Below are 24,472 nucleotides of genomic sequence, written 5' to 3' on the forward strand. Positions count from 1 at the left end.
TTTGTTTCAAACTTGAACCAAGACTCGCCTCTCAGGGAGACCGCGCCGATGTCGTACCCGTACGTGCTGCTGTCCGCCGCCGTCTCCCTCGACGGCTACCTGGACGACACCGGCCCCGACCGGCTCCTGCTGTCCAGCCCGGCCGACTTCGACCGGGTCGACGCGGTACGGGCCTCCGTCGACGCCATCCTGATCGGCGCCGGCACGATCCGCGCCGACAACCCGCGGCTGCTGGTCAACTCCGCCGAGCGCCGCGCGGCGCGGGTGCGCAAGGGCCGACCGGAGTACCCGCTGAAGGTGACCGTCACCGCCACCGGCGACCTCGATCCCGACGCCAACTTCTGGCACACCGGCGGCGACAAGCTCGTCTACACGACCGACGAGGGCGCCGAGCGGGCCGCGCGCCGCGTCAGTGACACCGCCGACGTCGTCGCCCTCGGCCCCGGCCTCGACTGGCGGGCCCTGCTGTCTCACCTGCACGACGTGCGCGGGGTCCGGCGGCTGATGGTCGAGGGCGGCGGCACGGTCCACACCCAGCTGCTGCAGCTGGGCCTCGCCGACGAGCTCCAGCTGGTCCTCGCGCCGCTGTTCGTCGGCGACCCGGCCGCGCCCCGCCTGTTCGGCCCCGGCGGCTACCAGGCCGGCCGGCTGCGCCTGACCGAGACCCGCCGGATCGAGGACGTCGTCCTCATGCGCTACGAGCCCACGGCCCCCGGCACGGGTGCGGTCGCCACCGCCGCGGACCGTCACTGGCTGCGCACCGCCTGCGAACTGGCCGCGCTGTGTCCGCCCTCGCGGACCGCGTTCAGCGTGGGGGCGGTGGTGGTCGCGGCCGACGGTACGGAGCTCGCGCGAGGTCACTCGCGCGAGGGGGACGACCCTGTGGTCCATGCGGAGGAGGCCGCCCTCGCGAAGCTCGACCCGGCGGATGAGCGGTTGGCCGGCGCCACGGTGTACAGCAGCCTGGAGCCCTGCGCCCGGCGGGCCTCCCGGCCTGCGCCCTGCGCCGAGCTGATCCTTCGGGCGGGGGTGCGCAGGGTGGTCACGGCCTGGCGGGAGCCCGACACGTTCGTGGATGCGGCCGACGGGAGCGGAGTCCTGGCGAAGGCCGGCGCGGAGGTGGTGGTCCTGCCCGAGCTGGAGGGACCCGCCAAGGCGCCGAACGGACATCTGCTGGGATGAGGCCGCCCCGGCCCGCCCCGTACGGGGGCTGAAAACACTCAGGGCCGGAATCCATTGGATTCCGGCCCTGAGTCTTCAGTAGCGGGGACAGGATTTGAACCTGCGACCTCTGGGTTATGAGCCCAGCGAGCTACCGAGCTGCTCCACCCCGCGTCGTTGTGTCTCTACTGTACACCACCTTGTGGGCCGTCCTACGCCACCTGATCGTCTTCACCCAGGGTGACCGGACGACCGCCCTCCGAATAACGCCTGAGTCACCATCAAAAACGCCCAGACTCCTGAGCGGCGGTCAACTCGCCCGGCTTTGCCGCACTCCCGGCCGGTAAGTCCCGCTCGGAAAAGGTTAATGATCAAGCCGAACGGCTTGGAAAGTGACTCGCAGGTCTATTAACGTTCGATAACGCAGCGCGGTCGTCCCAGCCGTCACAAGAGGCGGCTCCGTGCGCACGCGCCTAATCCCGCAAGGGAGCCGGGGAACCACCACCTTGGGGTGAATCACGCGGATACCGGCTGGTATACGCGCGTAGGAGACCTTCCTGCTCCGAACCCGTCAGCTAACCCGGTAGGCGGAGGAAGGAAAGGAGTACGCCCGAGTGGCGTCCAACCGGCCCGCCCCAGAAGCCCCGTTCGTGCCCGCGCAAGCCCAGCCGGAGACCTTCGGCTACGGCGCCTACCGCGCCGAGGAGGGGCCCTGGGAGGAGTGGAACCCCACCGAGGACTCCGTCACCCCGGTCCGTGGCCGGCACCGCGTCGCCAAGCAGCGCGGCGGCTTCGCCCGCAGCTCCACCGTCCTCGGCGTCGGCGTGATGGCCGCGGTCGGCGCGGGCGGCATGGCCAGCGCCAACACCGGCAAGCCGCCGGTCTCCATATCCCTGCCGGACCTGGACTCCGTCGAGCACATCTTCGGCGACTCCTCCGACGCGCCCCAGGCCACTGCCACCGGCCTCAGCAAGGTCGGCGTGACCACCGACAGCGCCGGCAGCGGCAACGCCGGCGAGGCCCTGCGCAACCGGATCATGGCCCAGGCCGAGCAGCAGCAGAGCAAGGCCGACAGCAGGGCCACCGCCGCCGCGATCGCCGCGGCCGACAAGCAGACCGCCGCCGCGGCCGCCAAGGCGGAGCAGGCCGCCGCCGCCAAGGCCGCCGACGCCAAGGAGAAGGCGGAGGCCGACGCCAAGAAGGCCGCCGAGGCCAAGCGGCTGGCCGAGCTGGCCAAGGAGTACACGCTGCCGGTCGTCTCGTACACGATCACCGGTACCTTCGGGCAGCCCGGCGCGATGTGGTCCTCCGGCTACCACACCGGCCTCGACTTCGCCGCCCCCACCGGCACCCTCATCAAGGCCGTCCACAGCGGCACGGTCACCCAGGCCGGCTGGGCGGGCGCCTACGGCTACCGCACCGTCATCACCCTGGACGACGGCACCGAGCTGTGGTTCTGCCACCAGTCCTCGATCAACGTCTCCGTCGGGCAGAAGGTCTCCACCGGCCAGGTCATCGGACGCGTCGGCGCCACCGGCAACGTCACCGGCCCGCACCTGCACCTGGAGGTCCACCCGAACGGCCAGGCCACCGCCATCGACCCGGCGCCGTGGCTGCGGGAGAAGGGTCTCACCCCCTGACGCGTCCTTTCGGGCGATCTTGACGCCGACGGTGGAATGCGATCATCCACCGTCGGCGTTGGCATAGAGCATGACCTCTTTGCGCACACTCGGTTCCTCCGACCTCCAGGTCTTCCCGCTCTGCCTCGGTGGCAACGTCTTCGGCTGGACCGCCGACGAGGACACCTCCTTCGCCGTCCTCGACGGCTACACGGCGGCCGGCGGCAACTTCATCGACACCGCCGACTCCTACTCGGCGTGGATCGAGGGCCACAAGGGCGGCGAGTCCGAGACGATCATCGGCAAGTGGGTCAGGGCCCGCGGCAACCGCGACCGCGTCGTCATCGCCACCAAGGTCAGCCAGCACCCGGAGTTCCAGGGCCTGTCCGCCGCCAACATCAAGGCCGCCGCCGACGCCTCCCTGCGCCGCCTGGACACCGACTACATCGACCTCTACTACACCCACTTCGACAAGCCCGAGATCCCGGTCGAGGAGATCGTCGGCGCGCTGGACGAGCTGGTGAGGGCGGGCAAGGTCCGCCACATCGCCGCCTCCAACATCAGCCCCGAGCGGCTGAAGGCCTCGCTCGACTTCTCCGACCGCGAGGGCCTGGCCCGCTATGTGGCCCTCCAGCCCCACTACAACCTCGTCTCCCGCGACACCTACGAGGGCCCGCTGCAGGACCTGGCCGCCAAGGAGGGCCTGTCCGCCGTGCCGTACTTCTCCCTGGCCGCGGGCTTCCTGACCGGCAAGTACCGCCCCGGCACCAAGGTCGACAGCGCCCGTGCGGGCCGGGCCCAGGAGTACGCGGAGACCGAGCGCGGCCAGAAGGTCCTCGCGGCCCTGGACGAGATCGCCGCCGCCCATGACGCCCCCGTCGCCACGATCGCCCTCGCCTGGCTCGCGGCCCAGCCGACGATCACGGCCCCGATCGCCTCGGCCCGCACGACGGACCAGCTCCCGGCCCTCCTGGACGTGGCGGAGCTGAAGCTGACGGAGGAGGAACTGGCGAGCCTGACGGCAGCGTCCGCCTGATCCTTCCTGCCGGCTTGGTGCTTGCGCCGCAACGGTGTTCAGTCACGACGGTGCTCAGTCACGACGGCGGATTCCGGCGGTGCCGAATCCCCCGCAACCCGATGGGTTACGACTGATACGGGTTGTAGGAGGAGTAGGGCGCCGCCGGATGGCCGTAGCCCGGCAGATACGCCGTAGGCATCGGCACCGGTGCCGCGTACATCTGCCGAACCGGCGGAGCCACCCGCATCGCATACTCCAACGCCGGCCGCGCCGCATTCCGCCGCTTCCACAGCTCGTCCAGCAGCTCCCGCTCCCGTACGACGAAGTCGGCCCCGGCCTTGCCCTGCCGCCCCCGGCGCCGCAGAAACGCGAGTGAGGTGGCGTACGACTCGTAGCGCGCCACCTCCCGTGCCACCGGCTTGCCACCGTGGTGCCGGGCGTAGTCACGGGCCGTCCGCCGGGCCCGCATCGACCCGAGCGCGAACGGCTCGGCCGGCCCCAGCCACCCGGCCAGCACATACGCCGGCAGCTCCTCCCGCACGGTCCGCAGCTCCCGCTGCCGCGTCCAGATCGCGAGCCAGGTCAGCAGCCCGAACACGGGCATCATGAATCCGCCGTAGACGGCGAAGAACCCGAACTCGCCGAAGGTGGAGGAGCCGTTCCAGAAGGCGTGCATGCTCATCGCGAGCAGCAGACCGCACACCGGCAGCAGCATCCGCCGGGCGCGCTGCCGCTCGGCGGAGAGCGCGGCGATGCCGAAGCCGAGGCCGGTCATGGTGGTGAACAGGGGGTGCGCGAACGGGGACATCACGATGCGCACGAAGAAGGTGGCGGCGGTGACCGAGGCGATACCGCTGCCGCCGCTGACCTGGTCGGCTCCGAAGGCCGTACCCAGGTAGAGGATGTTCTCGGTGAACGCGAACCCGGTGGCGGTGATGCCCGCTATCACCACCCCGTCGACGATCCCGGTGAAGTGACGTCTGCGGAAGAGGAAGACCAGCAGGACGGCGGCGGCCTTGGCGGACTCCTCCACGATGGGCGCGATCACGGTGGCGCCGAGGGTGTTGGCACTGGCCGGATCGGCCGTCGCGGTGGCTATCCACTTCGTCGCGAAGCTGTTGGCGACGATGGCTATCAGCGCCGCCGCGCAGGCCCCCCAGGCGAAGGCGAAGACCAGGTTCCGCCAGGGGCCGGGTTCCACGCGGTCCAGCCACCGGAAGGCGGCTATGAGCCACGGCACGGGCAGCACGGCGAGACCGATCCCGACGAGAAACCCCTCGGTACCGGTCTGTCGGCGCACCAGCGCGAGGATGACGAGTCCGGACAGCGCGAGCAGTGTGATCAGTGCCCCGTACCGCACCCACCTGTGCTGCCACCAGTGCGGGTGGCGGAGCGGCACGGGGCCGTGGGGGCCCGGCGGATACGTCGGAAACGGAGGACTGGTGGCCACGGCATCGACCCTAACGGTGACGGGACGAGGGGCTGGAGCGGATTATCGGTCCTGGTGCGGTACGCGACGGAAGAGCAGATCGTTCACCACGTGTCCCTTGTCCAGTCCCTGCCCCTCGAAACGGGTCAGCGGCCGGTACTCGGGGCGCGCTGCGAAGCCGCCGTCCGCCTGCGTGTTCTCGAAGTCTGGGTGCGCGGTGAGCACCTCGAGCATCTGCTCGGCGTACGGCTCCCAGTCGGTCGCGCAGTGCACGAGCGCGCCGGGCTTCAGCCGGGTCGCGGCGAGCGTCAGGAACTCGGGCTGGATGAGCCGCCGCTTGTGGTGCCGCTTCTTGGGCCAGGGGTCCGGGAAGTACACGCGCAGCCCGTCGAGCGAGTCGGAAGTGAGCATCTCCCGGAGCAGGATGATCGCGTCCCCGTTGCCGACGCGGACGTTGGACAGCCCGTTGCGGTCGGCGAGACCCAGCAGATTGCCCTGCCCCGGGGTGTGCACGTCGACGGCGAGGATGTTGGTGTCCGGGTCGGTGGCGGCCATCTGCGCGGTGGCCTCGCCCATCCCGAACCCGATCTCCAGGACGACGGGCCGGTCGTTCCCGAACAGCTCGGGGAGGTCGATGACCTGCTGCCCGTCGATGTCCAGCCCCCACTTGGGCCACAGCCGCTGCAGCGCGTCCGCCTGCCCGGCGGTCACCCGGCTGCGCCGCGGCTGGAAACTCCGGATCCGCCGCTCGAAGTGCGATCCGGCGGGATCGGCCTTGGGACCGTCCGGAAACCGCGGCTCCCCCTTCGCCCGGGTATGCCGGACGGACGCGCCGGGGGCGTGGGGGGCCGGCGAGGGGGCTTCGGGGGCGTTGAGGAAGTCAGACACAGTGCTTCCGATTTTACGGTGCTCCATCAGGGTGCCCTCCCGGCCGACCGGGACGGGCGGTCGGGCGGGCAAGCGGGGGTTTCACAAGCGGGGGTTTCAGGGGACGGATCCCCCGGGTACGGCGCTACAGCGAACCGAGCATGTCCAGCACCCGCCGCCCGACTTCCCGCCCGATCGGCAAGGAAGCGGTGGCCGCAGGCGAGGGCGCGTTCAGCACGTGCACGGTACGAGCCCTCTCCTTGATCAGGAAGTCGTCCACCAGCGTCCCGTCCCGCAACACCGCCTGCGCCCGCACTCCGGCAGGAGCCCGCACCAGGTCGTCCGCCTCCACCCCGGGCAGCAATCTGCGCACCGCCTCCAGGAACGCCCCCTTCGACAGCGAGCGGTGCAGCTCCCCCGCGCCGTATCTCCAGTGCCGCCGGGCGATCGCCCACGACCCCGGCCAGGCCACGGTCCCGGCCAGCTCCCGGGGCCGTACGACCCGCCAGCCGTACCCCTCCCGGGCCAGGGCCGGCACCGCGTTGGGGCCGATGTGCACACCGCCGTCGATGCCCCGGGTCAGATGGACGCCGAGGAACGGAAAGGCCGGGTCCGGCACCGGATACACCAGGCCGCGCACCAGCTCCGGCCGCGCCAGCTCGTAGTACTCCCCGCGGAACGGCACGATCCGCACCGGGGGCTCGTCCCCGGTCAGCCGCGCGATCTCGTCGCAGTACAGCCCGGCGCAGTTCACCAGCACGCGCGCGCGTACGACGTCTCCGCCCGAGGTGAGCACGGCCACACCCCGCTCCGGCCGCCGGTCGATCCGTACGACCCGGGTGCCGTACCGGATCTCGGCCCCGGAGGCCCGCGCCAGCTGCCGGGCGACGCCGACGAAGTCGCACACGCCGGTGGTCCCGACGTGTATGGCGGCCAGCCCCCTCACCTCGGGCTCGTACTCACCGATCTGCGCGGCGCCCAGCTCCCGCACCGGAATCCCGTTCTCCCGCCCCCGTTGCACGAGTGCGTGCAGCCGGGGCAGCTCCTCCCGCTCGGTGGCGACGATCAGCTTTCCGGTGACGGCGTGCGCGATGCCGTACTCGGCGCAGAACTTGACCATCTCGGCGGCGCCCCGCACCGCGTACCGCGCCTTGAGGGAGCCCGGCCGGTAGTAGATCCCGCTGTGGATGACCCCGCTGTTGCGTCCCGTCTGGTGCCGGGCCGGTCCCGGCTCCTTCTCCAGCACGGTGACCGCCGTGCCCGGCGCGGCCCGCGTGATCGCATACGCGGTGGACAGCCCGACGATCCCCCCACCGACCACGAGCACGTCACAGTCGTACGCCCCGACCGGCACCTGCACCACCTCCCACCTCGATAGTGCACTGCGCCACTGACAACGCCTTCAAACGCGGGTGTGACGGTTCTCAGGCCGAAGTCATCAACAGCGGGCGCGCCCGCTCCCGCAGCTCCATCACCCTCGGCTCGTCCCCGTACGGCTCCAGCCGGTGCAGAAGGTCCTTCACGTACTCGGTCGTGCGCGCCGACGAGATCCGACCGGCCACCTCCACTGCCCGCACCCCCTGCTCGCAGGCGGCGTCGAGGTTCCCGGACTCCAGCTCGGCGACGGCCGAGACGACCAGCCGCAGGCCGTGCGACCGCACGAACTCCTCGGTCGGCTTCGACAAGGCCTGTTCCGTGAACCTCCGCACCTGCCGGGGAGCCTTCAGGTCCCGGTAGCATTCGGCAGCATCTGCAGCAAAACGGTCATATCCATAGAATCCAAGCCAAGAAGGATCGTTGTCCCCCTCCCGGGACCGCTCCAGCCATCCCTCGGCCGCCTTCAGCGCCGCACCCGCCGCCTGCGCGTCCCCCGCACGCGCGTGTGCCCGCGCCTCCACCAGCCGGAAGAAACTCATCGTGCGCGCGGTCGCCAGCCCGCGGTTCCGCTCCAGCGCGGCCTGCGCCAGATCGACCCCCTCGTCGCCGAAGCCGCGGTACGTCGCCTGCAACGACATGGAGGCCAGCACATAGCCCCCCAGCGGGACGTCCGCCGCCGCGCGCGCGAGCCGCAGCGCCTGGATGTAGTACCGCTGTGCCGCCTCCTGCTGGCCGGTGTCGAAGGCCATCCATCCGGCGAGCCGGGTGAGTTCGGCGGACGCCCCGAAGAGCGCGCGGCCCACTTCGTCGGAGTAGGCGCCGAGCAGCAGCGGCGCCGCCTCCACCCGCAGGCACTCCGGCACCATCGACGAACGCCAGTCCCCGCCCCCGTACTTGGAGTCCCAGCGCCGCGCGTCCTCGGCGGCCTCCCGCAGCTTACGCACATCGCTGTGGCCGACTTTGATCGGTGCGCCGGAGCCCTCGGTGGAGCCGGCCTCCCGCGCGACCGAGCTGTCGGCGGGGGTTATCAGCCAGCGCGAGGCAGGCGTTGCGTATGCGCTCACTGCGAACGATCCGGCGAGCGACTGCCAGATGCCGCCGGAGCCGGCCCGGCGCCCGGCGAGGTCGAGACGGTACAGCTCCGTCGCCGACTTCACCGCCTGTCCGACGTCTCTGGGGAAGGCGAGGCCCACTTCGGGCGCGGGATCCGCGTCCGCCAGGCCGATCTCGTGGAGCGGCACCGGGCGGCCGAGCTTCTGGCCGATGGCGGCCGCGATGAGGTGCGGAGCCGCGCCCTGCGGCACCATCCCCTTCGACACCCAGCGCGCCACCGAGGTCTTGTCGTAGCGAAGAGTCAACCCGCGTTGCGCCCCAAGGTCGTTGACGCGCCTGGCGAGTCCTGCGTTGCTGATTCCCGCGAGGGCGAGAACGGCGCCGAGCTTTTCGTTCGGCCCGCGTTGCTCCCTGGACATGCGCCACCCCTCGACACAGACGGCTGCCGCGCTGGCATAACCATGCGGCATTCGTAAACCCAGCGTAGTTCGCCGCATCCCAAGCGTTAAGGGGCATTGTTCCGGATGGCGGGATTGTGGTCCGTACGGAAGTGCGGTCCTGTACGCACCGTGCACGACCTGTCGCCTCGTGCCCCCGCGCGTGTGGCCGTGCGCCCGTCCGTGCGCTCTTCTCCGGCCATCGGGGGAGCGGTTCCATGGCTCTTGCGTGGGTCGGCCCGCTGTACTGGATCCAGTGGGCTGGGGGACACCGCCACCTTCATCCCCGCGGGTGGCGGACCGGTCCGGGAGGCGATGCCCGCCTCCCGGACTGTGCGCATGTTCGCGCCGCCGCGCGCTCCGCAGGCCTGTACGGAGCGTGCTCAAGTCACGGTTCGTTCAGCATATTTGGCTGAAAATCATCCCTGCCTGCGTGGGTCGACAGGTGCTCCGACCATGCAACTTGAGGGCGCGAACGGCGATTTGAGGGAGCGTACAGGGGGCGCATTCGAGTCGCCCCCGTCCCATGCCCGCTGGGCATTTCCCTCGATCGAAGCCGGTGCCGCCGCACTTCCACAACGCGCCTCTCATGGCAGCATGGGGGTCCGGTTCATACGGTGCACTGTTGTCCACAGCCTGTGGAGGCGTCGATGCGGTGGTTGGTGGGTTGGAGCAGCACCGCCGCGGGCGTCGCCGGGATCGGTACCGCGGGCGCCACCGGTTACGACGGCGAGACCCTGCACCCGGTCGGCTCCCAACTCCTGTGGGGCGACCCGGACCCCCTGTGGGCCGTGGGCGACTGGCGCCCCGACGAACTGCGCGTGGTGAAGGCCGACGCGGACAACCGCATCGCCGTCCTCGGTATCTGCGGCGCCTCCGACGAGGAGCTGCGGCGCGGCCTGTTCACCGCGCGCGGGGGCGCACTGCGCCATCTGACCGCCTGGCCGGGCAGCTACACGGCCGTCGTCAAGGTCGGCCGCCGCATCACCGTCTGCGGCGATCTCGCGGGCGCCCGCCCGGTGTTCCACACCCCCTGGGCCGGCGGCACCGCCTACGCCACGGCCGCGCTGCCCCTCGCCGACCTCATCGAGGCCAACCTCGACTTCGGCCACCTGGCCGCACTGCTCGCCGCCCCGGACGTACCGGCCGCGCTGCGCGACACCACCCCGTACGAGGGCGTACGGCGCGTTCCGCCGGGGCACGCGCTCGTGCTGCGCGCCGGTGTGCGCGAGATCGCCGGGTACGAGCCGGTCGCCTCCCTCGCCGTGGCCGCGTCCCCGGCCGACCCCGACCGCGCCGTGGACGCCGTACGGGACGCCCTGGTGGAGGCGGTCCGCACCCGGCTGTCGGCGCCCCGGCACGTGCCCGACCTCGACCCCGGCCCGGTGCCCGGCATGGGCCCCGCCGAGCGGCGGGCCCGGCGCGGGATGCCCGTGCCCGGCATCGGCGCCGACCTCTCCGGCGGCCCCGCCTCCGGCACCCTCGCGCTGCTGGCCGCCGGGCTTCCCGGCAGACCCGGCACGCTCCTCGGCCATGGCACGGGCGCGGGCGAACGGCTCCTTGCCGTCACCTTCAACGACCTTGCCGTGGGCGGCCGCGAGGCCGAACTGGAGCGCGCCGGCGCCCTCGCCGCCAACCCGCGCCTGCACCACGTCGTCGTGACCGGCGCCGAGGAGACCCTGCCGTACGCCGACCTCGACGGCCCCCTCACCGACGAACCCGGACCCTCGCTGGTGACCGCCGTCCGGCACCGCGCCCGCCTCGCCGCCGGCAGCGCCGACCACTTCACCGGCCACGGCGCCCGCCAGGTCCTGGACGCCCACCCCGCCCGCCTCGCCGACCTCCTGATGGACCGCAAACGGCGCCATCTGGTGCGCCCGGTCGCCGCGCTCGCCAAGGCCGACGGCTCGGTGATGGTCCCCGCGCGCGTGTACGGCGCCGCCCGCCGGCTCGCCCGCACGCCCTACCGGACGGGCCTGGAGGTCCTGGCCGAGCGGCTGATGCGGCGCCACTTCGACGAGCCCGGGGGAGCGGTCGGTGCGTCCCTCGCCGCGCTGACCTGGGCCAGACCCGGGCCGGCGGCCCGCTGGCTGACGGGGGAGGCGCTGGCCGAAGTATCGGTTCTGCTGCAGGCGGAGGCGGACCGTTCGGCAACCGGCGTCCAGCGTCCCGGCGAGTACCGCGCGCGTGCCGCCCTCGCCCGCCACGCCGCCGACCTGCGCGTCCTGGAACAGGCCGCCGAGATCCGCTCCCAGCGCCTGCACACGCCGTTCCTCGACAACCAGGTCGTCCGCGCCTGCCGCGCCCTCCCGGAGGCCCTGCGCGTCCAACCCGGCGCTCGCTCCTCGATCCTCCGTACGGTCCTGGAGGGCGCCGGCGTCACCGACCTCCCGCCCGGCTGGGGCGCCCCCTCCCACGCCTCCTCGGCGGCGGCCGCACGCGCGGGCCTGCGCGTGGCGGCAGCCCCCCTCCAGGACCTGTTCGCCACCCCGCTGCTGGCCGACGCCGGCCTGGTGGAGGCCCGCGTCATCCGCGAGGCCCTGCGCGGGGCCGCCACCGGCGACCCCCTCCCCCTCGACGGCCTCGCCGACCTCGTCTCCCTCGAACTCTGGCTCCACCGCCTGCTCTCCCGCCGGGGAACGTGCTGGACGGGGACCCCGGCACGCGCGCGTGCGGTGCCGTCCGGGATCCAGCCGAGAAGGGGAGCCTTGGCCTCCGGAGCTTGATGGCTAAGGGTGCCTGATGGCTAAGGGTGCCTGCCCCTGCCCTGCTGGGCGCTGCCGCCCCCAGGCCCCGCGCGAGGTGGCTCCTGCCGTGTGCCGACTGCGGTCCGTCGTGGCTGGTCGCGCAGTTTCCCGCGTCCCTTGCGGGGCGCCCCCGCCGTAGCCTGCGGGCATGCGTGCCGCTGGGGCGGCACGGGTGGGGCGCGGCGCTCACAGCGAGCGGCGCCCGGACCCTGCCCGGCCGCGGCACCGGGTACGCGATCGCCCGCCGCCGACGAAACCCCCGTGCCCCACCCCGCGCCCCCCCGCGACAATGCCCAGGTGCGGTACAGAATCCTGGGCGTGGCCCAAGCAGCGGACGACCAGGGCACCCCCGTACCCATCGGCGGCCCGCGCCTGCGCACACTCCTCACCGCCCTCGCCCTCCGCCCGGGCCGCACCACCACCCCAGAAACCCTCATCGACGAGATCTGGGCCGACGACCACCCGAGCGACGCCCCCGCCGCCCTGCAAGCCCTCGTCGGCCGCCTCCGCCGCACCCTCGGACACCACACCGTCGCCTCCACCCCCGGCGGTTACCGCCTCGAAGCGACCGAGGACGACGTCGACCTGTACGTCTTCGAGCGCCTCGTCCGCACCGGCACCAAGGCCCTCACCACCGGCGACCCCGCCACCGCCCACCGCACGCTCACCGAGGCCCTTGCCCTCTGGCACGGCCCCGCCCTCGCCGACCTCGCCGACCGCACCGCCGCCACCCGCCCGGAGGCCCAGCGACTGGAGGCCACCCGCGCGCGGGCCGCCGCTGCCCTCGACCTCGGCCGCGCCCCGGACGTCGTACCGGAGCTGACGGAACTCACCACGGCGCACCCGTTGGACGAGCCCCTGCACGCCCTGCTCATCCGCGCCCTGCGCGACAGCGGCCGCACCGCCCACGCCCTCGCCGCGTACGAGTCCGCCCGCCGCACCCTCGCCGACACCCTCGGCACCGACCCCGGCCCGGAACTCCGAACGCTGTACGCGTCGTTGCTCGAGCAGCAGGAACCACAACCGCAGCCGTCGACCCGACCGGCCCGATCGAACCCACCGGCCCCCGCTCAACCCCCTGAGCGGACCGGCAATCTCCGGCCCCGCCTGACGTCCTTCGTCGGGCGGGAACCAGAACTCGAGGCCATTCGTTCCGACTTGCACAGGGCCCGCCTGGTCACGCTCACCGGACCGGGCGGCTCGGGAAAGACCCGCCTCGCCGAGGAGGCCGCCGCAGGGCGCCCCCAGGCATGGCTGGTCGAGCTGGCCCCGCTCGACCATCCGGAGGCGGTGCCCGGCGCCGTGGTCAGCGCGCTCGGTCTGCGCGAGACCGTGCTGCTGACCAACGAGCTGGCGACCCCGCAGGCCGACCCCGTCGCCCTGCTGATCGAGTACTGCGCCCCGCGCAGCCAACTCCTGATCCTTGACAACTGCGAACATGTCATCGGCGCGGCCGCCGCCCTCGCCGAGACCCTCCTCACCCACTGCCCGGGGCTCACGGTCCTCGCGACCAGCCGTGAACCCCTGGGCGTCCCCGGTGAGTCGGTGCGCCCGGTCGAGCCCCTCGTCCCGGAGCAGGCGCACCGCCTGTTCGCCGAGCGCGCGAAGGCCGTCCGTCCCGACGCCGACGCGGTGCTCGCCGACACCGGGGCCGTGGCGGAGATCTGCCGCCGCCTGGACGGGCTGCCGCTCGCCATCGAGTTGGCCGCCGCCCGGCTCAGGCTGCTGACCCCACGGCAGATCGCCGACCGGCTCGACGACCGCTTCCGCCTGCTCACCTCCGGAAGCCGCACGGTCCTGCCCCGCCAGCAGACCCTGCGCGCAGTCGTCGACTGGTCCTGGGACCTGCTGGACGAGCGGGAGCGTACGGTGCTGCGCGAGGTGTCCGTCTTCGCCGGCGGCTGGGACCTCGCGGCGGCCGAGGCCGTCTGCACCGGCCCGGCGGCCGACCTGATCGGCGCCCTCGTCGACAAGTCCCTCGTCGTGGCCGCGCCCGGCGGCCCCGACGGCTCCGGCGGCATGCGCTACCGCATGCTGGAGACCATCCACGAGTACGCCATCGAGCGCGCGGCCGAGGTCTCCGGGCTGCGCGCCACGGCCGAGCGCCGGCATCGTGCGTGGGCGCGGGCGCTGGTCGAGGAGGCCGAGCCACGCCTGCGGTCGGCGGACCAACTGCCGTGGATCTCCCGCCTGGAGACCGAGCTGGACAACATCCGGGCGGCCCTGGACCGCTCCGTGCGCGCCGGCGACGAGCCGGAGGCCGGCGCGATCGTCCTGGCCATCGGCTGGTTCTGGTGGCTCCGCAACCACCGCCAGGAAGCGGTCTCCTGGGTCCGCCTGGTCCTCCGCCTGGGCGTGGCCCTGGACACCCTGGCGAGCCCGGAGCCGCCGACTCTCTCGGCGTCCGGGCGCGCTTCGGCGACCGGGGAACCCCTCGTTGCCGCCCCCGGCCTGATGTCCCTGGTGGAGTCGGCCGACCCGGTGGGCGCCTTCCTCGCCGTGCCCGACGGCGAGGCCGGGCATCCGCTGCGTCAGCTGCGCATGGACCTGCGGATGCTCGACCTGTTCCTGACCTCCGAATCGAGCACCGAGCACCACTCGGCCGACCCGCGCGCCCCGGAGTACGTCGCGCGCGTCCGCGCCGCCTACGAGCGCGGCGGTCCCCACGCCGCCCGGCTCCCGGGCATCGTGTGGCCGCTGACTTCCTACTACCTGGGCGGCCCGGCGGACGTCGGCCCGGACATGGCCGCGGCCGTGGCCAACTGCCGTGCGTACGGCGGTGACTGGGAGATCGGCGTCTCCCTGATGTACCGCACCCATGTGATCGTCGACTCCCCGGGCAACCTGCGGGGCGTCGACGAGGACCTGGCCGAGCTGCGGACGCTCAGCCGGCGCGTCGGGGACCGCTGGATGCGGGCCCAGGTGTGCAGCGCGGCGGGCGAGGCGGCCATGGCCCGCGGCAGGTTCGCCGAGGCGCGCGGTGAGTACGAGGAGGCACTGCGCCTGGCCTACGAGGTGGGGGCCTACGCCGAGTCGCCGTTCCTGATGGCCCGGCTCGCCGAGATCTCCTACCGCTCCGGAGACCGGAAGACCGCGCTGTCCGCCCTGGAGGAGGCGGGAGCGGCCGCCGACCGGTACGCGGTGCCGGAGTCGCGTGCCTTCGTGCTGCTGCTGCGCGCCCACATCGCCCTGCACGACGGGCAGCTCGCCCGTGCCCGCGAGCTGTACGAGGAGACCCGCGCCCTGGCCCGCGGCGGCACCCCGCCACCGCAGTTCGAGGCGGCCCTGCGCAGCGTCGAGGCGCTCCTCGCCGCCGACGAGTCGGGCCCCGCACACGGGCTGCCGATCGCCGCCGAGGCGCTGCGCGTGGCCGTGGCCCAGCGGTGCGCCGAGTCGATCACGGCGGGGCTGGTGGACATCGCGGCCGGCCTGCGGGCCCGGTGCGGCGATCTGGCCGGTGCGGTCCGGCTGTTCGCCGCCGCGGACCACTGGCGCGACGGCAATCCGCGTCCCGAGCCGGAGTGCAGCGAGGCCATCCGGGTGCAGGCCGACGCCCGAGCGACTCTGCCGCCGGAGCGGTACACGGCCGAGCGCGCCCTGGGCTCGTCCCTCGGGGCGGCCGACGTACTGCGGGAGCTCGACGCGGCGGAGGCGGCCGCCGAACCCGGCCGGTGAGGACCACCACCGTTCTCCCGGCGCCTTCCCGTCTTCCGGTCTTGGGTCCTTCCCGCCTTCCGGTCTATCGGCAGGTGAACCGGGCCTCCGCCCAGTCCGCGAGTGCCGCCTGGTCGAAGACGTTGCTGTGCGGCCGTACCACGAGCCGTACGGTCCTGCGCCCGGTGAGGTCCACATGGACGGGCACGGCCCGGTCGTGTCCCTTGACCATCCCGGACTGCCAGAGCCGGACCCCGTCGGCCCAGACGGAGAAGGACACCTTGCCGAGGCCGAGCGTCATGTCGTCCACACCGGCCAGTGCGTCGTAGGCGGTGCACTGCCGGTTGAGGGCGACGGTGACCGAGGACTCGCCGTGCACGGTCACCCCGCGCGCGTACTGCTTGCCGCCGATCGACATGCCGTAGCGCTGCCACACCCAGCTGCTCTCGGCGAGCTGGATCTCGGGCTTGGTGCCGTCGCCGTCCACGTCGTAACCGAGGTCGCTCAGCTCGTACACGGTGGGCGCGGGCGGCGGAGTGGGGGTCGGGGTCGGCGTGGGTGTCGGTGTCGGCGGGGGTGTGGGTGTGGGCGTCGGGGTGGGCCTGGTAGCCGGCTTGGGCGTCGGCTTCGGCGTCGGCGTCGGCGTCGGGGTGGGCGTCGGCGTCGGGGTCGGCTCGGGCGCGAGCACCACGGGCTCAGGCGAGGGCTTCTTCCTCGGCGGGGCCGGCGTCGGCGCCGGGTGCCGTACGACCGGCGCGGACGGCGACGGCTCGGCTGCCTCCTTCGCCGGCCGATGGCCGTCGTTCACCAGCGCCAGTGCCACCGCGGCGGCGGCCACCGCGACCACACCCGCCGCTATGCCCGCCTTCACCGGCGCTCCGAGCCCCTCCGCGGCCGCGGCACCGCCCGTACCGCCGGCCCCGCCGGACGACGACCCGGTGGCCGCGGCGACGGCACCCGCCGCCCCCGCCCCGGCGCTGCCCGCGATGACGCCGAGCGCCTTGGCGTACCCGGCAGCCCCGAACCAGCCGATGACCGCGACCGGGACGACACCGGGGATACCGCTCGCGACCTCTTCGATCTGCACGGCCGCCAGTCGGCACTTGGCGCATTCCTCCAGGTGCTTGCGCAGACCCCGCTCGGCGCGGATACGCAGTTTGCGGCGGGCGTAGGTGCCGAGCTGGTCGGCGTAGCGGGCGCACTCCTCGTCACCGGCGAGGGTGGCGCTCACGTGGGCCTGCAGGTAGGCCTGCTTCAGCCCCTCGCGGGCGCGGCTCGCCAGCACGCGGGTGCCGTTGGCGTCCAGCCCGAACAGCACGGCCACTTCGCTCGGGGACTCGTCCTCCACCTCGGTGTGCCACAGCACGGCCTGCCAGCGCTCGGGCAGCGAACGGAAGGCCTGCATGGCCAGGGACTGCTCGGCCTCGTGCATCGCGCGCACATCGGCGCCGAGGTCCAGTGTGTCGTCGTCGGACACTTCGGAGGCGCGCGAGGACCGCTGGGCGAAGACGGCGAAGTCGTCCACGAGCTGCTCGCGCCGGGCGGACTTGGTCCAGTGCGCGGCGACGCGCCGCAAGGAGGTGAGCAGATAGGCCCGTACGGCGTGCTCGGGCCCCGATCCCCCGCGCACCGCCTGCAGCATCCGGGCGAAGACCTCGGCCGTGAGGTCGTCGGCGGTGTGCCCGTCCCGGCAGCAGGTGCGCGCGTACCGCCGTACGGAGTCCGCGTGCCGCCGGTAGAGCTCCGCGTAGGCGGAGTCGTCACCGCCGCGCATCCGCTCGATCAGCTCGCCGTCGTCGGGCGGCGTCTCCCGGGCCGGCGGCCGCATGCTGCCCTCGCGCTGGGCCGGCACGCTCATCTCGCTCCGCCCGCCGGAGGGCTTCTTGCCCCGCCCGCCGGTGGAAGCCGGACGCCCGCCCTGTTTCGGCACCTGGGGCGGGGTCAGGCCCGCAGCGGCCTCCGCGCCCGCGTCGTCATCGCGTGACTCGTCCCACCCGTCAACGCCCATCGCGGAAAGCCCCCGACGCCGGCCCAGCCCAACCCGTCACCGGCTCAGAGTGCCACATTGTCCTTTATTCAAGGACCTCAAGGTCACGGCATCCACTCATCCGAGGGCCCTTGTCAGCGCAGAGCTACGGCCGCCACTCGAACGAGGGAATCGCGGCGAAGGCTGCCTTTGGCCAGGGGCGCCGATGGGGCAGGCAGCACGGCAACCCCCAGAGAAGCGCGGGGAACTGCGCGACCAGCCCCCACGCCCCCGCAGTCCGACGACCGCACGCACCACCCACCCCGAACCGTCCACAAGGCACCCACCCGCAGCCGCCGACGGCGGGGACCCCTACATGGGACGCGACCCCAATCCCCTATGCGGGACGCGACCGCAACCCCTCCAGCAAAATGTCCAGCAGCCGTGCCGAAGCCGCCGCCTGCTGCGCAGCATCCGGCAGGGACGGCGCCGCCGTGGCGATCACCAGCAGCACATCCCCCACGGACACGTCCGCCCGCAGCTCACCCGCCGCCCGCGCCCGGTCCACCAGCTGACCGACCACATCCAGCAACGCCCCGACCCCGCTGTCATCAGCGGCCCCGGCGGACTCCCCGGGCACCAGCCGAAGCTCACCGGACCCCGGCTGCACCCGTTGCTGAGGCACCCGAGCCTCCTCGGCGGACGCCACGCCGGAACCGCCCGACTCGGCCGGACCGGCGGAGCCCTGCGCGGAGCCGACCCGCAGGACCTGCGGCGGCAGCAACCGGCCCGCCCCCGACGCCACGGACGTCCGCAGGAACCGGGACAGCGCCGACCACGGCTCGTCCTCCTGCCCGAGCGCGGCCCGCGCCTGCTCGGTCAGCCGCGCGGTCTCCTCCTCGGCTATCCGCCGGACCAGCACGTCCTTGCTGGGAAAGCGCCGGTACACGGTGCCGACACCCACCCGGGCCCGCCGGGCCACGTCCTCCATCGGCGCGCCGTAACCCGACTCGCCGAAGACCTCACGCGCCGCACGCAGCACGTGCTCCAGATTGCGCTGTGCGTCCACCCGCAGCGGTGTCTTACGCGCCCCGTCGGCGCGTCCGTTGCCCACCGCCGCGCTCATCGCCCCGCCACCCGGTGCGAGGGTGGCTGCGGATGACCAATGCGAGTCCTGAACATGCATGTGTTTCCCCCGGTAATGACGTCTCCCCCCGGAGACTCCCCGTCAGTGTTCCGAAGTGCGTGGAACTGACGTCGTTCTCGACCGGGCCCGTCCGTCGCGGCACCCGTTCGACCACATTCCCTACACCCCGTCGACACACGAACATAGTTGAGAGGGAGTCAATTCAGAAGGGGCAGGTTCCGCACAGTGCGCCCCCCGATCGGAGTACGGGTCTCGTACGTCCCGTTTCCGCACCTTCGCACCTCATCGCCCGCACCCGCTGACCTGCCCCCTTTCGTCCCGCCCCGACACCGCGCCCGCCTGTGCGCACACCCGGCCGCCGGTCACACAAATTGCCGGGGCTGTGGACAAACAACAGCGCCGGGTGCGTCATGGGATGGTGAAGGAACGTGCGCGCATTCTGGTTGTCGGCGGCGGCTACGTCGGGATGTACACGGCACTGCGGCTGCAGCGGAAGCTGAAGGCCGAGCTCAGGCGGGGTGAGGTCGACATCACCGTCGTCACTCCCGACCCCTACATGACGTACCAGCCGTTCCTTCCCGAAGCGGCCGCGGGTTCGATTTCCCCTCGCCATGTCGTCGTACCGCTGCGTCGCGTCCTGGACCAGTGCCATGTCGTCGTCGGCGAGGTGACGTCCATCGACCACGCGGTGCGCACCGCCGTCGTCACCACGCTCGCCACCGCCGAGGAGGGAAAACCGGCCGAACTCCTCGGTTACGACGAGCTCGTGCTGGCCCCCGGCTCGGTCTCCCGCACCCTGCCCATCCCCGGCCTCGCCGAGTACGGCATCGGGTTCAAGACCGTCGAAGAGGCCATCGGCCTGCGCAACCACGTCATCGAGCAGATGGACATCGCCTCCTCCACCCGCGACCCCGCGATCCGCGACGCCGCCCTCACCTTCGTCTTCGTCGGCGGCGGCTACGCGGGCGTGGAGGCGCTCGCCGAACTGGAGGACATGGCCCGCTACGCCGCGCGCTACTACCACAACGTCCGCCCCGAGGACATGAAGTGGATCCTCGTGGAGGCCTCCGACCGCATCCTTCCCGAGGTCGGCGAGGAGATGGGCCGCTACACCGTCACCCAGCTCCGCCGCCGCAACATCCAGGTCCTGCTCGAAACCCGCCTGGACTCCTGCGCCGACCGCGTCGCCGTCCTCAGCGACGGCCAGCGCTTCCCGACCCGCACGGTCGTGTGGACCGCCGGCGTCAGGCCCAGCCCGCTGCTCGCCGCCACCGACCTGCCGCTCACCGCACGCGGCCGGCTGAAGTGCACCGCCCGGCTGACCGTCGACGGCACGGAGCACGCCTGGGCGGCCGGGGACGCCGCCGCCGTACCCGACGTCACCGCCGCCGAACCCGGCACCGAAACCGCCCCCAACGCCCAGCACGCCGTCCGCCAGGCCCGGACCCTCGGCGACAACATCGCCCACGCGCTGCGCGGCGAGCCCCTGGAGACGTACGCCCACAGGTACGTCGGCTCGGTCGCCTCCCTCGGCCTGCACAAGGGCGTCGCGCAGATCTACGGGCGCAGGCTGAAGGGCTACCCTGCCTGGTTCATGCACCGCGTGTACCACCTCAGCAGGGTGCCCACATTCAACCGAAAGGCCCGTGTGCTGGCGGAATGGACCCTCGCCGGACTCTTCAAACGGGAGATCGTCTCGCTCGGTTCGCTCGAACATCCCCGAGCGGAGTTCGAACTCGCTGCCGGTGGAAAGCCTCCTCACAGCCCCTCGGACGACCCGAAGGGGTCGTCCTGACCGGAGCAAGGAACTACCCGGCCCGCCCAGGCGTCTGACCGATGTCGCCGCGGCGCGCCCCCTGCCAGACTGCCCCATGTCCTCGGACGAGCCACCCGCCCGCCCTCAGCACCCACGAGGCTTCTTCCCAAGTGAACTTCACGCGCTGGAGCGCCCGGCTCCCCGGAACGCAGCGCCGCGCCGCCGCGCGGAACGAGATCCCGGTCTCCCCGGACCGGCGGGGGGAAGGCTCCGTGCCCGCGGCCCGCGCCGGAAAGCCGGCCGACGGCACGGCCCCGGTGCCCGCCGTCGACGAACTGCCCGCGCGCGACGTCCTCGACCGCGTCCCGGCCCTGGTCGCCCTCGTACACGGCCCCGACCACCGCATCGCGTACGTCAACGACGCCTACGTGGCGGCCTTCGGCGTACGGCCCACGGGCACACCCGCCCGCGAGGCGCTGCCCGAACTCGCCGAACTGGGCCTGCTCCCGCTCCTCGACCAGGTGCTGCGCAGCGGCAAGCCCCGCACCCTGAAGTCCCGCAAGGCCGTGGACGGCCGCTCCTACACGTTCACCTGCACCCCGGTCGACGAGGGCGGCGACCGCGACGGAGGGGTGCTCGTCTTCGCCACCGACGTCACCGACCACGCCGAGGCCGCCGAGCGGCTGCGCGCCAGCGAGCGCCGCCAGCGCGAGACGGCGGTGACCCTCCAGCGCTCCCTGCTGCCGCAGGAACTGGAACAGCCCGACGACCTGCGCATCGCCGCCACCTACCACCCCGGCGGCACCGAGGCCGCGGTCGGCGGCGACTGGTACGACGTGATCACCCTCGGCGGCGGCCGCACGGCCCTGGTGATCGGCGACGTCATGGGCCGGGGTGTGCGAGCAGCGGCGGTCATGGGCCAACTGCGTACGGCCGTCCGGGCCTACGCCCGCCTGGACCTCCCCCCGCACGAGGTGCTCCAGCTGCTGGACGGCCTCGCCACCGAGATCGACGCCAACCAGATCGCCACCTGCGTCTACGCCGTCCACGACCCCAACGAGGGAAGGCTGGTGTACGCCTCCGCCGGGCACCTGCCGATCCTGGTCCGAGACGAGAACGGCACCGTCTCCCGCGCCGACGAGCCCACCGGCCCGCCGCTCGGCACCGGCGGCTGGATGCACGCGTCGGGCTCCATCGCGCTCGGCCCGGGCTCCACGGCCGTCCTCTACACGGACGGCCTGGTCGAACGCCGCGACGAGGACCTGGACGAGGGTATCGCGGCCCTCGAAGGCGCCCTCGCCGGCGCCACCGGCTCCCCGCAGGTCGTCTGTGACCGCCTGGTCCGCTCGGCCGGTGTCACCGCCGACCACGACGACGACGTCGCCGTCCTGGTCCTCCAGCACCCCGCCCGCACGGGCCCCGACGGCGACCTCTTCCGCAACGCGGCCCTGGAACTCCTCGGCGGCGTCGAAGCGGCCCCCCGCGCCCGCGCGTTCGCCTCCGGTGTGCTGACGAGTTGGCGCTTCCCGGTCGAGCTGCACGATCTCGGTGTCCTCGCCGCGAGCGAGCTGGTCGCCAACTCCCTCCAGCACGGCACCCCGCCCATGCGGCTCCGGCTCCGCCGCACCGACCGCCGCCTGATCATCGAGGTGACGGACGGGGACGATCACCTTCCTCGACGCCGACGCGCGGAACCGGGCGACGAGTCGGGCCGGGGCATCGCCATCGTGGCGACGATCGCGTCCAACTGGGGCTGCCGCCGGACACCTGGCGGCGGCAAGGCGGTGTGGTGCGAGTTCGTACTGCCGAAGGGCTAGGCGCCGTGGGGGGCCTTGGCCGTTGCCGGGTGCGGGTGCGGGTGCGGGTGCGGGTGCGGGTGGTCGGGGGCTGGGTCACGCAGGCGTGCCGCCGTAGCTGCGCCCACCCGTGCCGCTCGGGGCGGCACGGGTGGGCGCAGCGGCACCTCTCAGCGAGCAGCGCCCCCAGACGTGCCCAGCACCGGCGCCGGGTGCCTCACGCCTCCGCGCCCACCGGCTCCGCAGGCGCACCACCCCGGGCAACCACGCGGGTCCCGCGTGCCGACCAAGGCTGGTCCTGGACGGGGGTGAGCCTCCGCCCGAGCCGGAGCGCAAGCACCGTGATCCCCAGCGAGAACAGCAGGAACGTCACGATGTACGGCGCGTGCAACGAGGCACCCAGCGGCCCGCCCACCGCCGGACCGACGGCCAGCGCCAGCTGCTTGACCAGTGCAAACGCAGAGTTGTACTGCCCGGCCATCCCCTCGGGAGCCAAGTCGGCGACCAGCGGAGCGACCGTCGGCGACAGCATCGCCTCACCCAGCCCGAACAGCGCGTAGGTCGAGACGAACGCGGCCGTCGCCATCTCCTGGCTGCCGTGCCCCAGCCCCGCGTACCCGGCGGCCAGCCACGCGACGGCCCAGATCAGTCCGACACCGGCGATGACCCGGGACCGCCGGCTGCGCTCCACGAACCTCAGCACGGCGAACTGGGCGACCACGATCATCAGCGTGTTCGCGGCCAGGGCCGTCCCCAGCGCGGAGGTGGATATCCCGGCGGCCTCGACGCCGTAAGCGCTCAGCCCGGACTCGAACTGGCCGTAGCAGGCGAAGAACAGCACGAAGCCCAGCACACACAGCTGCACCATCGCCCGGTTCCCGAGCAGCCGCTTCCAGCTGCTCTTCGCCGACCGGGCCGGGGCGTCCTCGATCCGCGGCGAGTGCGGCATCCGCACGGTCGCCATCACCCCGACCAGCAGCAGGAACATGGCCGCCTCGATCGCGAACAGCAGCGTGAACGAGGACACGCGCGTGGCGTCGACGAGATGACCGCCGATGAGGCCGCCTATACCGAGTCCCAGGTTCTGCAGGAAGAACTGCATCGCGAACGCCCGGGACCGCGTGTCGGCGGTGGAGCAGTCCACGATCATCGTCGCCAGCGCCGGCTGCATCACGGCCTGCCCGGCACCGAGCGCCGCGGCCGAGAGCAGTACGGCGGCGGCGTTGCCCGCGAGTCCGAGGCTCAGTGCGCCGAGCGCCGCGGTGACCAGGGCGGCGAGCAGGACCGGCAGCGGGCCGCGCCGCACGATCGCCCTGCCGGCGAACGGCAGCACGATCAGCGCGGCCACGGCGAAGACGGCGAGCACGAGTCCCGCCGTCATGGCTCCCAGCCCCCGCACCTGCGCCACGTAGACGTACAGGTAGGGGACGGTGAAGCCGAGCCCGAACGCGCTGAGTGCGTTACCCACGTGGATCCGGCGCATCGCTGCGCCCATCGCCCTGGTCACGTTCACCTCTCTCACTAGTTACATCTGAAGACTTCAAAGCTAAAGTTCGAAGCTAAAGACTACACAGAGAAGGACTTCGACGCAAAGCAACCGCGTGCGATACTGCGGCCATGGCCGACACCGCCCCCGACGTCGCGGAACCGACGCTCGAAGAGCAGATCGCCGCTTACCAGCGCGAGTTCCAGGGCCTCGATCCGCAGGTCGAGAAGATCGTCTCGGCGCTCTCCCGGCTCAACCGCCGCATGAACGTCGCCTACGGCCGCCAGACCGCCGGCCTCGGCATCAGCAACGCCGAGTGGGAGGTGCTCAAGGCACTGGTCCTCTCCGGTGCCCCCTACCGCCTGGGCCCCAGCGACCTCGCCAAGCGCCTCGGCCTCACGCCGGCTGCGATGACCCACCGGATCGACCGCATGGTGGCCGAGGGACTCGTCACCCGGGAGCGTGACGAGTCCAACCGCGTCCGGGTGATCGTGGAGCTGACCCCCGAGGGCCGTGAGAAGTGGCTGGAGGCCATGCGCCTCGCGACCGTCTTCGAGGAGGACCTGCTCCAGGACCTCACGCCGGCGGAGCGCGCGGTGCTCGGCGAGGTTCTGACCAGGCTCCTGCGCAGGGTGGAGGACGCCCAGCCGGACGCCGGCGGTCGGCTCAGCGACCTCGACTGAGGCCGCCGTAAAAAATCTTGACAGGGGGTGTTGACACACCCCTGGCCGCTCCGTAAAGTTCTTCGGGTTGCCACGGAGCCGTAACGGTTCTTCGGTAGCGCTTCGCCGCCTCGAGCGGCACCCCTCACATCATCAGCTCGATCTCCCGGACGGGTTGTATTCGGCGTGCCCGAATTCAATTCGAATGGAGCCCGGCGGCCCGATTGGGAATCGCCGAGCGGATCCGCTAAGGTTTGAGGCGTCGGAACGGCCCAACGGCCGGGAAGACAAACCCCC

Annotated in this window: 15 protein-coding genes, 1 tRNA gene and 1 riboswitch; of the genes, 8 read left to right on the forward strand and 8 right to left on the reverse strand. The window is 72.6% G+C overall.

All coding sequences use genetic code 11. From position 1 onward, the window contains the following. Positions 1–48 precede the first annotated feature (48 nt). A complete protein-coding gene (locus tag LMU33_RS32680) occupies positions 49–1,182 on the forward strand; it encodes a dihydrofolate reductase family protein (RefSeq protein WP_228624389.1) in 1,134 nt (377 codons plus the stop codon). Between the two features lie 79 nt (positions 1,183–1,261). Here the strand turns inward: LMU33_RS32680 and LMU33_RS32685 are convergent. Continuing rightward, a tRNA-Met gene (locus tag LMU33_RS32685) sits at positions 1,262–1,335 on the reverse strand. Between the two features lie 286 nt (positions 1,336–1,621). Further along, positions 1,622–1,766: riboswitch (cyclic di-AMP (ydaO/yuaA leader) on the forward strand. 9 nt (positions 1,767–1,775) lie between these two features. Here LMU33_RS32685 and LMU33_RS32690 point away from each other — a divergent pair. Next, positions 1,776–2,801 (forward strand): M23 family metallopeptidase, encoded by a 1,026-nt coding sequence (locus tag LMU33_RS32690; protein ID WP_228624390.1) that lies wholly within the window; start codon positions 1,776–1,778, stop codon positions 2,799–2,801. Positions 2,802–2,871: 70 nt separating this feature from the next. Further along, positions 2,872–3,816 (forward strand): aldo/keto reductase, encoded by a 945-nt coding sequence (locus LMU33_RS32695; RefSeq protein WP_228624391.1) that lies wholly within the window; start codon positions 2,872–2,874, stop codon positions 3,814–3,816. A 106-nt stretch (positions 3,817–3,922) separates the two neighbouring features. Here the strand turns inward: LMU33_RS32695 and LMU33_RS32700 are convergent, their stop codons facing one another. From LMU33_RS32700 to LMU33_RS32715, 4 genes are all read right to left on the reverse strand, one after another. Then, on the reverse strand, positions 3,923–5,248 hold the full coding sequence (locus LMU33_RS32700; RefSeq protein ID WP_228624392.1) for a PrsW family intramembrane metalloprotease: 1,326 nt from the start codon (positions 5,246–5,248) through the stop codon (positions 3,923–3,925). A 42-nt stretch (positions 5,249–5,290) separates the two neighbouring features. Continuing rightward, positions 5,291–6,115 (reverse strand): tRNA (guanosine(46)-N7)-methyltransferase TrmB, encoded by an 825-nt coding sequence (gene trmB, locus LMU33_RS32705; RefSeq protein ID WP_228624393.1) that lies wholly within the window; start codon positions 6,113–6,115, stop codon positions 5,291–5,293. Positions 6,116–6,239: 124 nt separating this feature from the next. Further along, positions 6,240–7,457, reverse strand: coding sequence for an L-2-hydroxyglutarate dehydrogenase (gene lhgD / locus LMU33_RS32710; protein ID WP_228624394.1), 1,218 nt, complete (start codon positions 7,455–7,457; stop codon positions 6,240–6,242). A 61-nt stretch (positions 7,458–7,518) separates the two neighbouring features. Continuing rightward, on the reverse strand, positions 7,519–8,943 hold the full coding sequence (locus LMU33_RS32715; protein ID WP_228624395.1) for an NsdA family TPR-like regulatory protein: 1,425 nt from the start codon (positions 8,941–8,943) through the stop codon (positions 7,519–7,521). 668 nt (positions 8,944–9,611) lie between these two features. On the opposite strand from LMU33_RS32715, the gene LMU33_RS32720 reads away from it, so the two are divergent. Further along, positions 9,612–11,687, forward strand: a complete 2,076-nt coding sequence (locus tag LMU33_RS32720) for an asparagine synthase-related protein (RefSeq protein WP_228624396.1) — start codon at positions 9,612–9,614, stop codon at positions 11,685–11,687. 318 nt (positions 11,688–12,005) lie between these two features. Next, positions 12,006–15,383 carry an AfsR/SARP family transcriptional regulator gene (locus LMU33_RS32725; RefSeq protein WP_228624397.1) on the forward strand — a complete coding sequence of 1,126 codons (3,378 nt, stop codon included), beginning with the start codon at positions 12,006–12,008 and terminating at the stop codon, positions 15,381–15,383. Between the two features lie 64 nt (positions 15,384–15,447). Here LMU33_RS32725 and LMU33_RS32730 read toward each other — a convergent pair whose 3' ends face one another. Together LMU33_RS32730 and LMU33_RS32735 are read right to left on the reverse strand one after the other, a co-directional pair. Beyond that, on the reverse strand, positions 15,448–17,370 hold the full coding sequence (locus LMU33_RS32730) for a sigma-70 family RNA polymerase sigma factor (RefSeq protein ID WP_228624398.1): 1,923 nt from the start codon (positions 17,368–17,370) through the stop codon (positions 15,448–15,450). Between the two features lie 355 nt (positions 17,371–17,725). Next, complete coding sequence (locus tag LMU33_RS32735; RefSeq protein WP_228624399.1) at positions 17,726–18,514, reverse strand: TetR/AcrR family transcriptional regulator; 789 nt, start codon at positions 18,512–18,514, stop codon at positions 17,726–17,728. A 376-nt stretch (positions 18,515–18,890) separates the two neighbouring features. Here LMU33_RS32735 and LMU33_RS32740 point away from each other — a divergent pair, with 376 nt between their 5' ends. Beyond that, positions 18,891–20,270, forward strand: a complete 1,380-nt coding sequence (locus LMU33_RS32740) for an NAD(P)/FAD-dependent oxidoreductase (RefSeq protein WP_228624400.1) — start codon at positions 18,891–18,893, stop codon at positions 20,268–20,270. A 131-nt stretch (positions 20,271–20,401) separates the two neighbouring features. Further along, complete coding sequence (locus tag LMU33_RS32745; RefSeq protein ID WP_228624401.1) at positions 20,402–22,048, forward strand: ATP-binding SpoIIE family protein phosphatase; 1,647 nt, start codon at positions 20,402–20,404, stop codon at positions 22,046–22,048. Between the two features lie 196 nt (positions 22,049–22,244). Here the strand turns inward: LMU33_RS32745 and LMU33_RS32750 are convergent, their stop codons facing one another. Next, positions 22,245–23,534 carry an MFS transporter gene (locus LMU33_RS32750; protein ID WP_228624402.1) on the reverse strand — a complete coding sequence of 430 codons (1,290 nt, stop codon included), beginning with the start codon at positions 23,532–23,534 and terminating at the stop codon, positions 22,245–22,247. A gap of 110 nt (positions 23,535–23,644) precedes the next feature. Between LMU33_RS32750 and LMU33_RS32755 the strand changes: the two genes are divergently transcribed. Then, on the forward strand, positions 23,645–24,196 hold the full coding sequence (locus tag LMU33_RS32755) for a MarR family winged helix-turn-helix transcriptional regulator (RefSeq protein ID WP_228624403.1): 552 nt from the start codon (positions 23,645–23,647) through the stop codon (positions 24,194–24,196). Positions 24,197–24,472 lie beyond the last annotated feature (276 nt).

It is taken from the genome of Streptomyces barringtoniae (assembly GCF_020819595.1).
GTDB classification, from domain to species: Bacteria; Actinomycetota; Actinomycetes; order Streptomycetales; family Streptomycetaceae; genus Streptomyces; species Streptomyces barringtoniae.

What these genes read in the sequence shown, in the direction of transcription:
- LMU33_RS32680 (WP_228624389.1), top strand. Translation starts at nt 49, where the DNA reads ATGTCGTACCCGTACGTGCTGCTGTCCGCCGCCGTCTCCCTCGACGGC.
- LMU33_RS32695 (WP_228624391.1), top strand. Translation starts at nt 2,872, where the DNA reads ATGACCTCTTTGCGCACACTCGGTTCCTCCGACCTCCAGGTCTTCCCG.
- LMU33_RS32715 (WP_228624395.1), bottom strand. Translation starts at nt 8,943, where the DNA reads ATGTCCAGGGAGCAACGCGGGCCGAACGAAAAGCTCGGCGCCGTTCTC.
- LMU33_RS32720 (WP_228624396.1), top strand. Translation starts at nt 9,612, where the DNA reads ATGCGGTGGTTGGTGGGTTGGAGCAGCACCGCCGCGGGCGTCGCCGGG.
- LMU33_RS32730 (WP_228624398.1), bottom strand. Translation starts at nt 17,370, where the DNA reads ATGGGCGTTGACGGGTGGGACGAGTCACGCGATGACGACGCGGGCGCG.
- LMU33_RS32735 (WP_228624399.1), bottom strand. Translation starts at nt 18,514, where the DNA reads ATGCATGTTCAGGACTCGCATTGGTCATCCGCAGCCACCCTCGCACCG.
- LMU33_RS32740 (WP_228624400.1), top strand. Translation starts at nt 18,891, where the DNA reads ATGGTGAAGGAACGTGCGCGCATTCTGGTTGTCGGCGGCGGCTACGTC.
- LMU33_RS32755 (WP_228624403.1), top strand. Translation starts at nt 23,645, where the DNA reads ATGGCCGACACCGCCCCCGACGTCGCGGAACCGACGCTCGAAGAGCAG.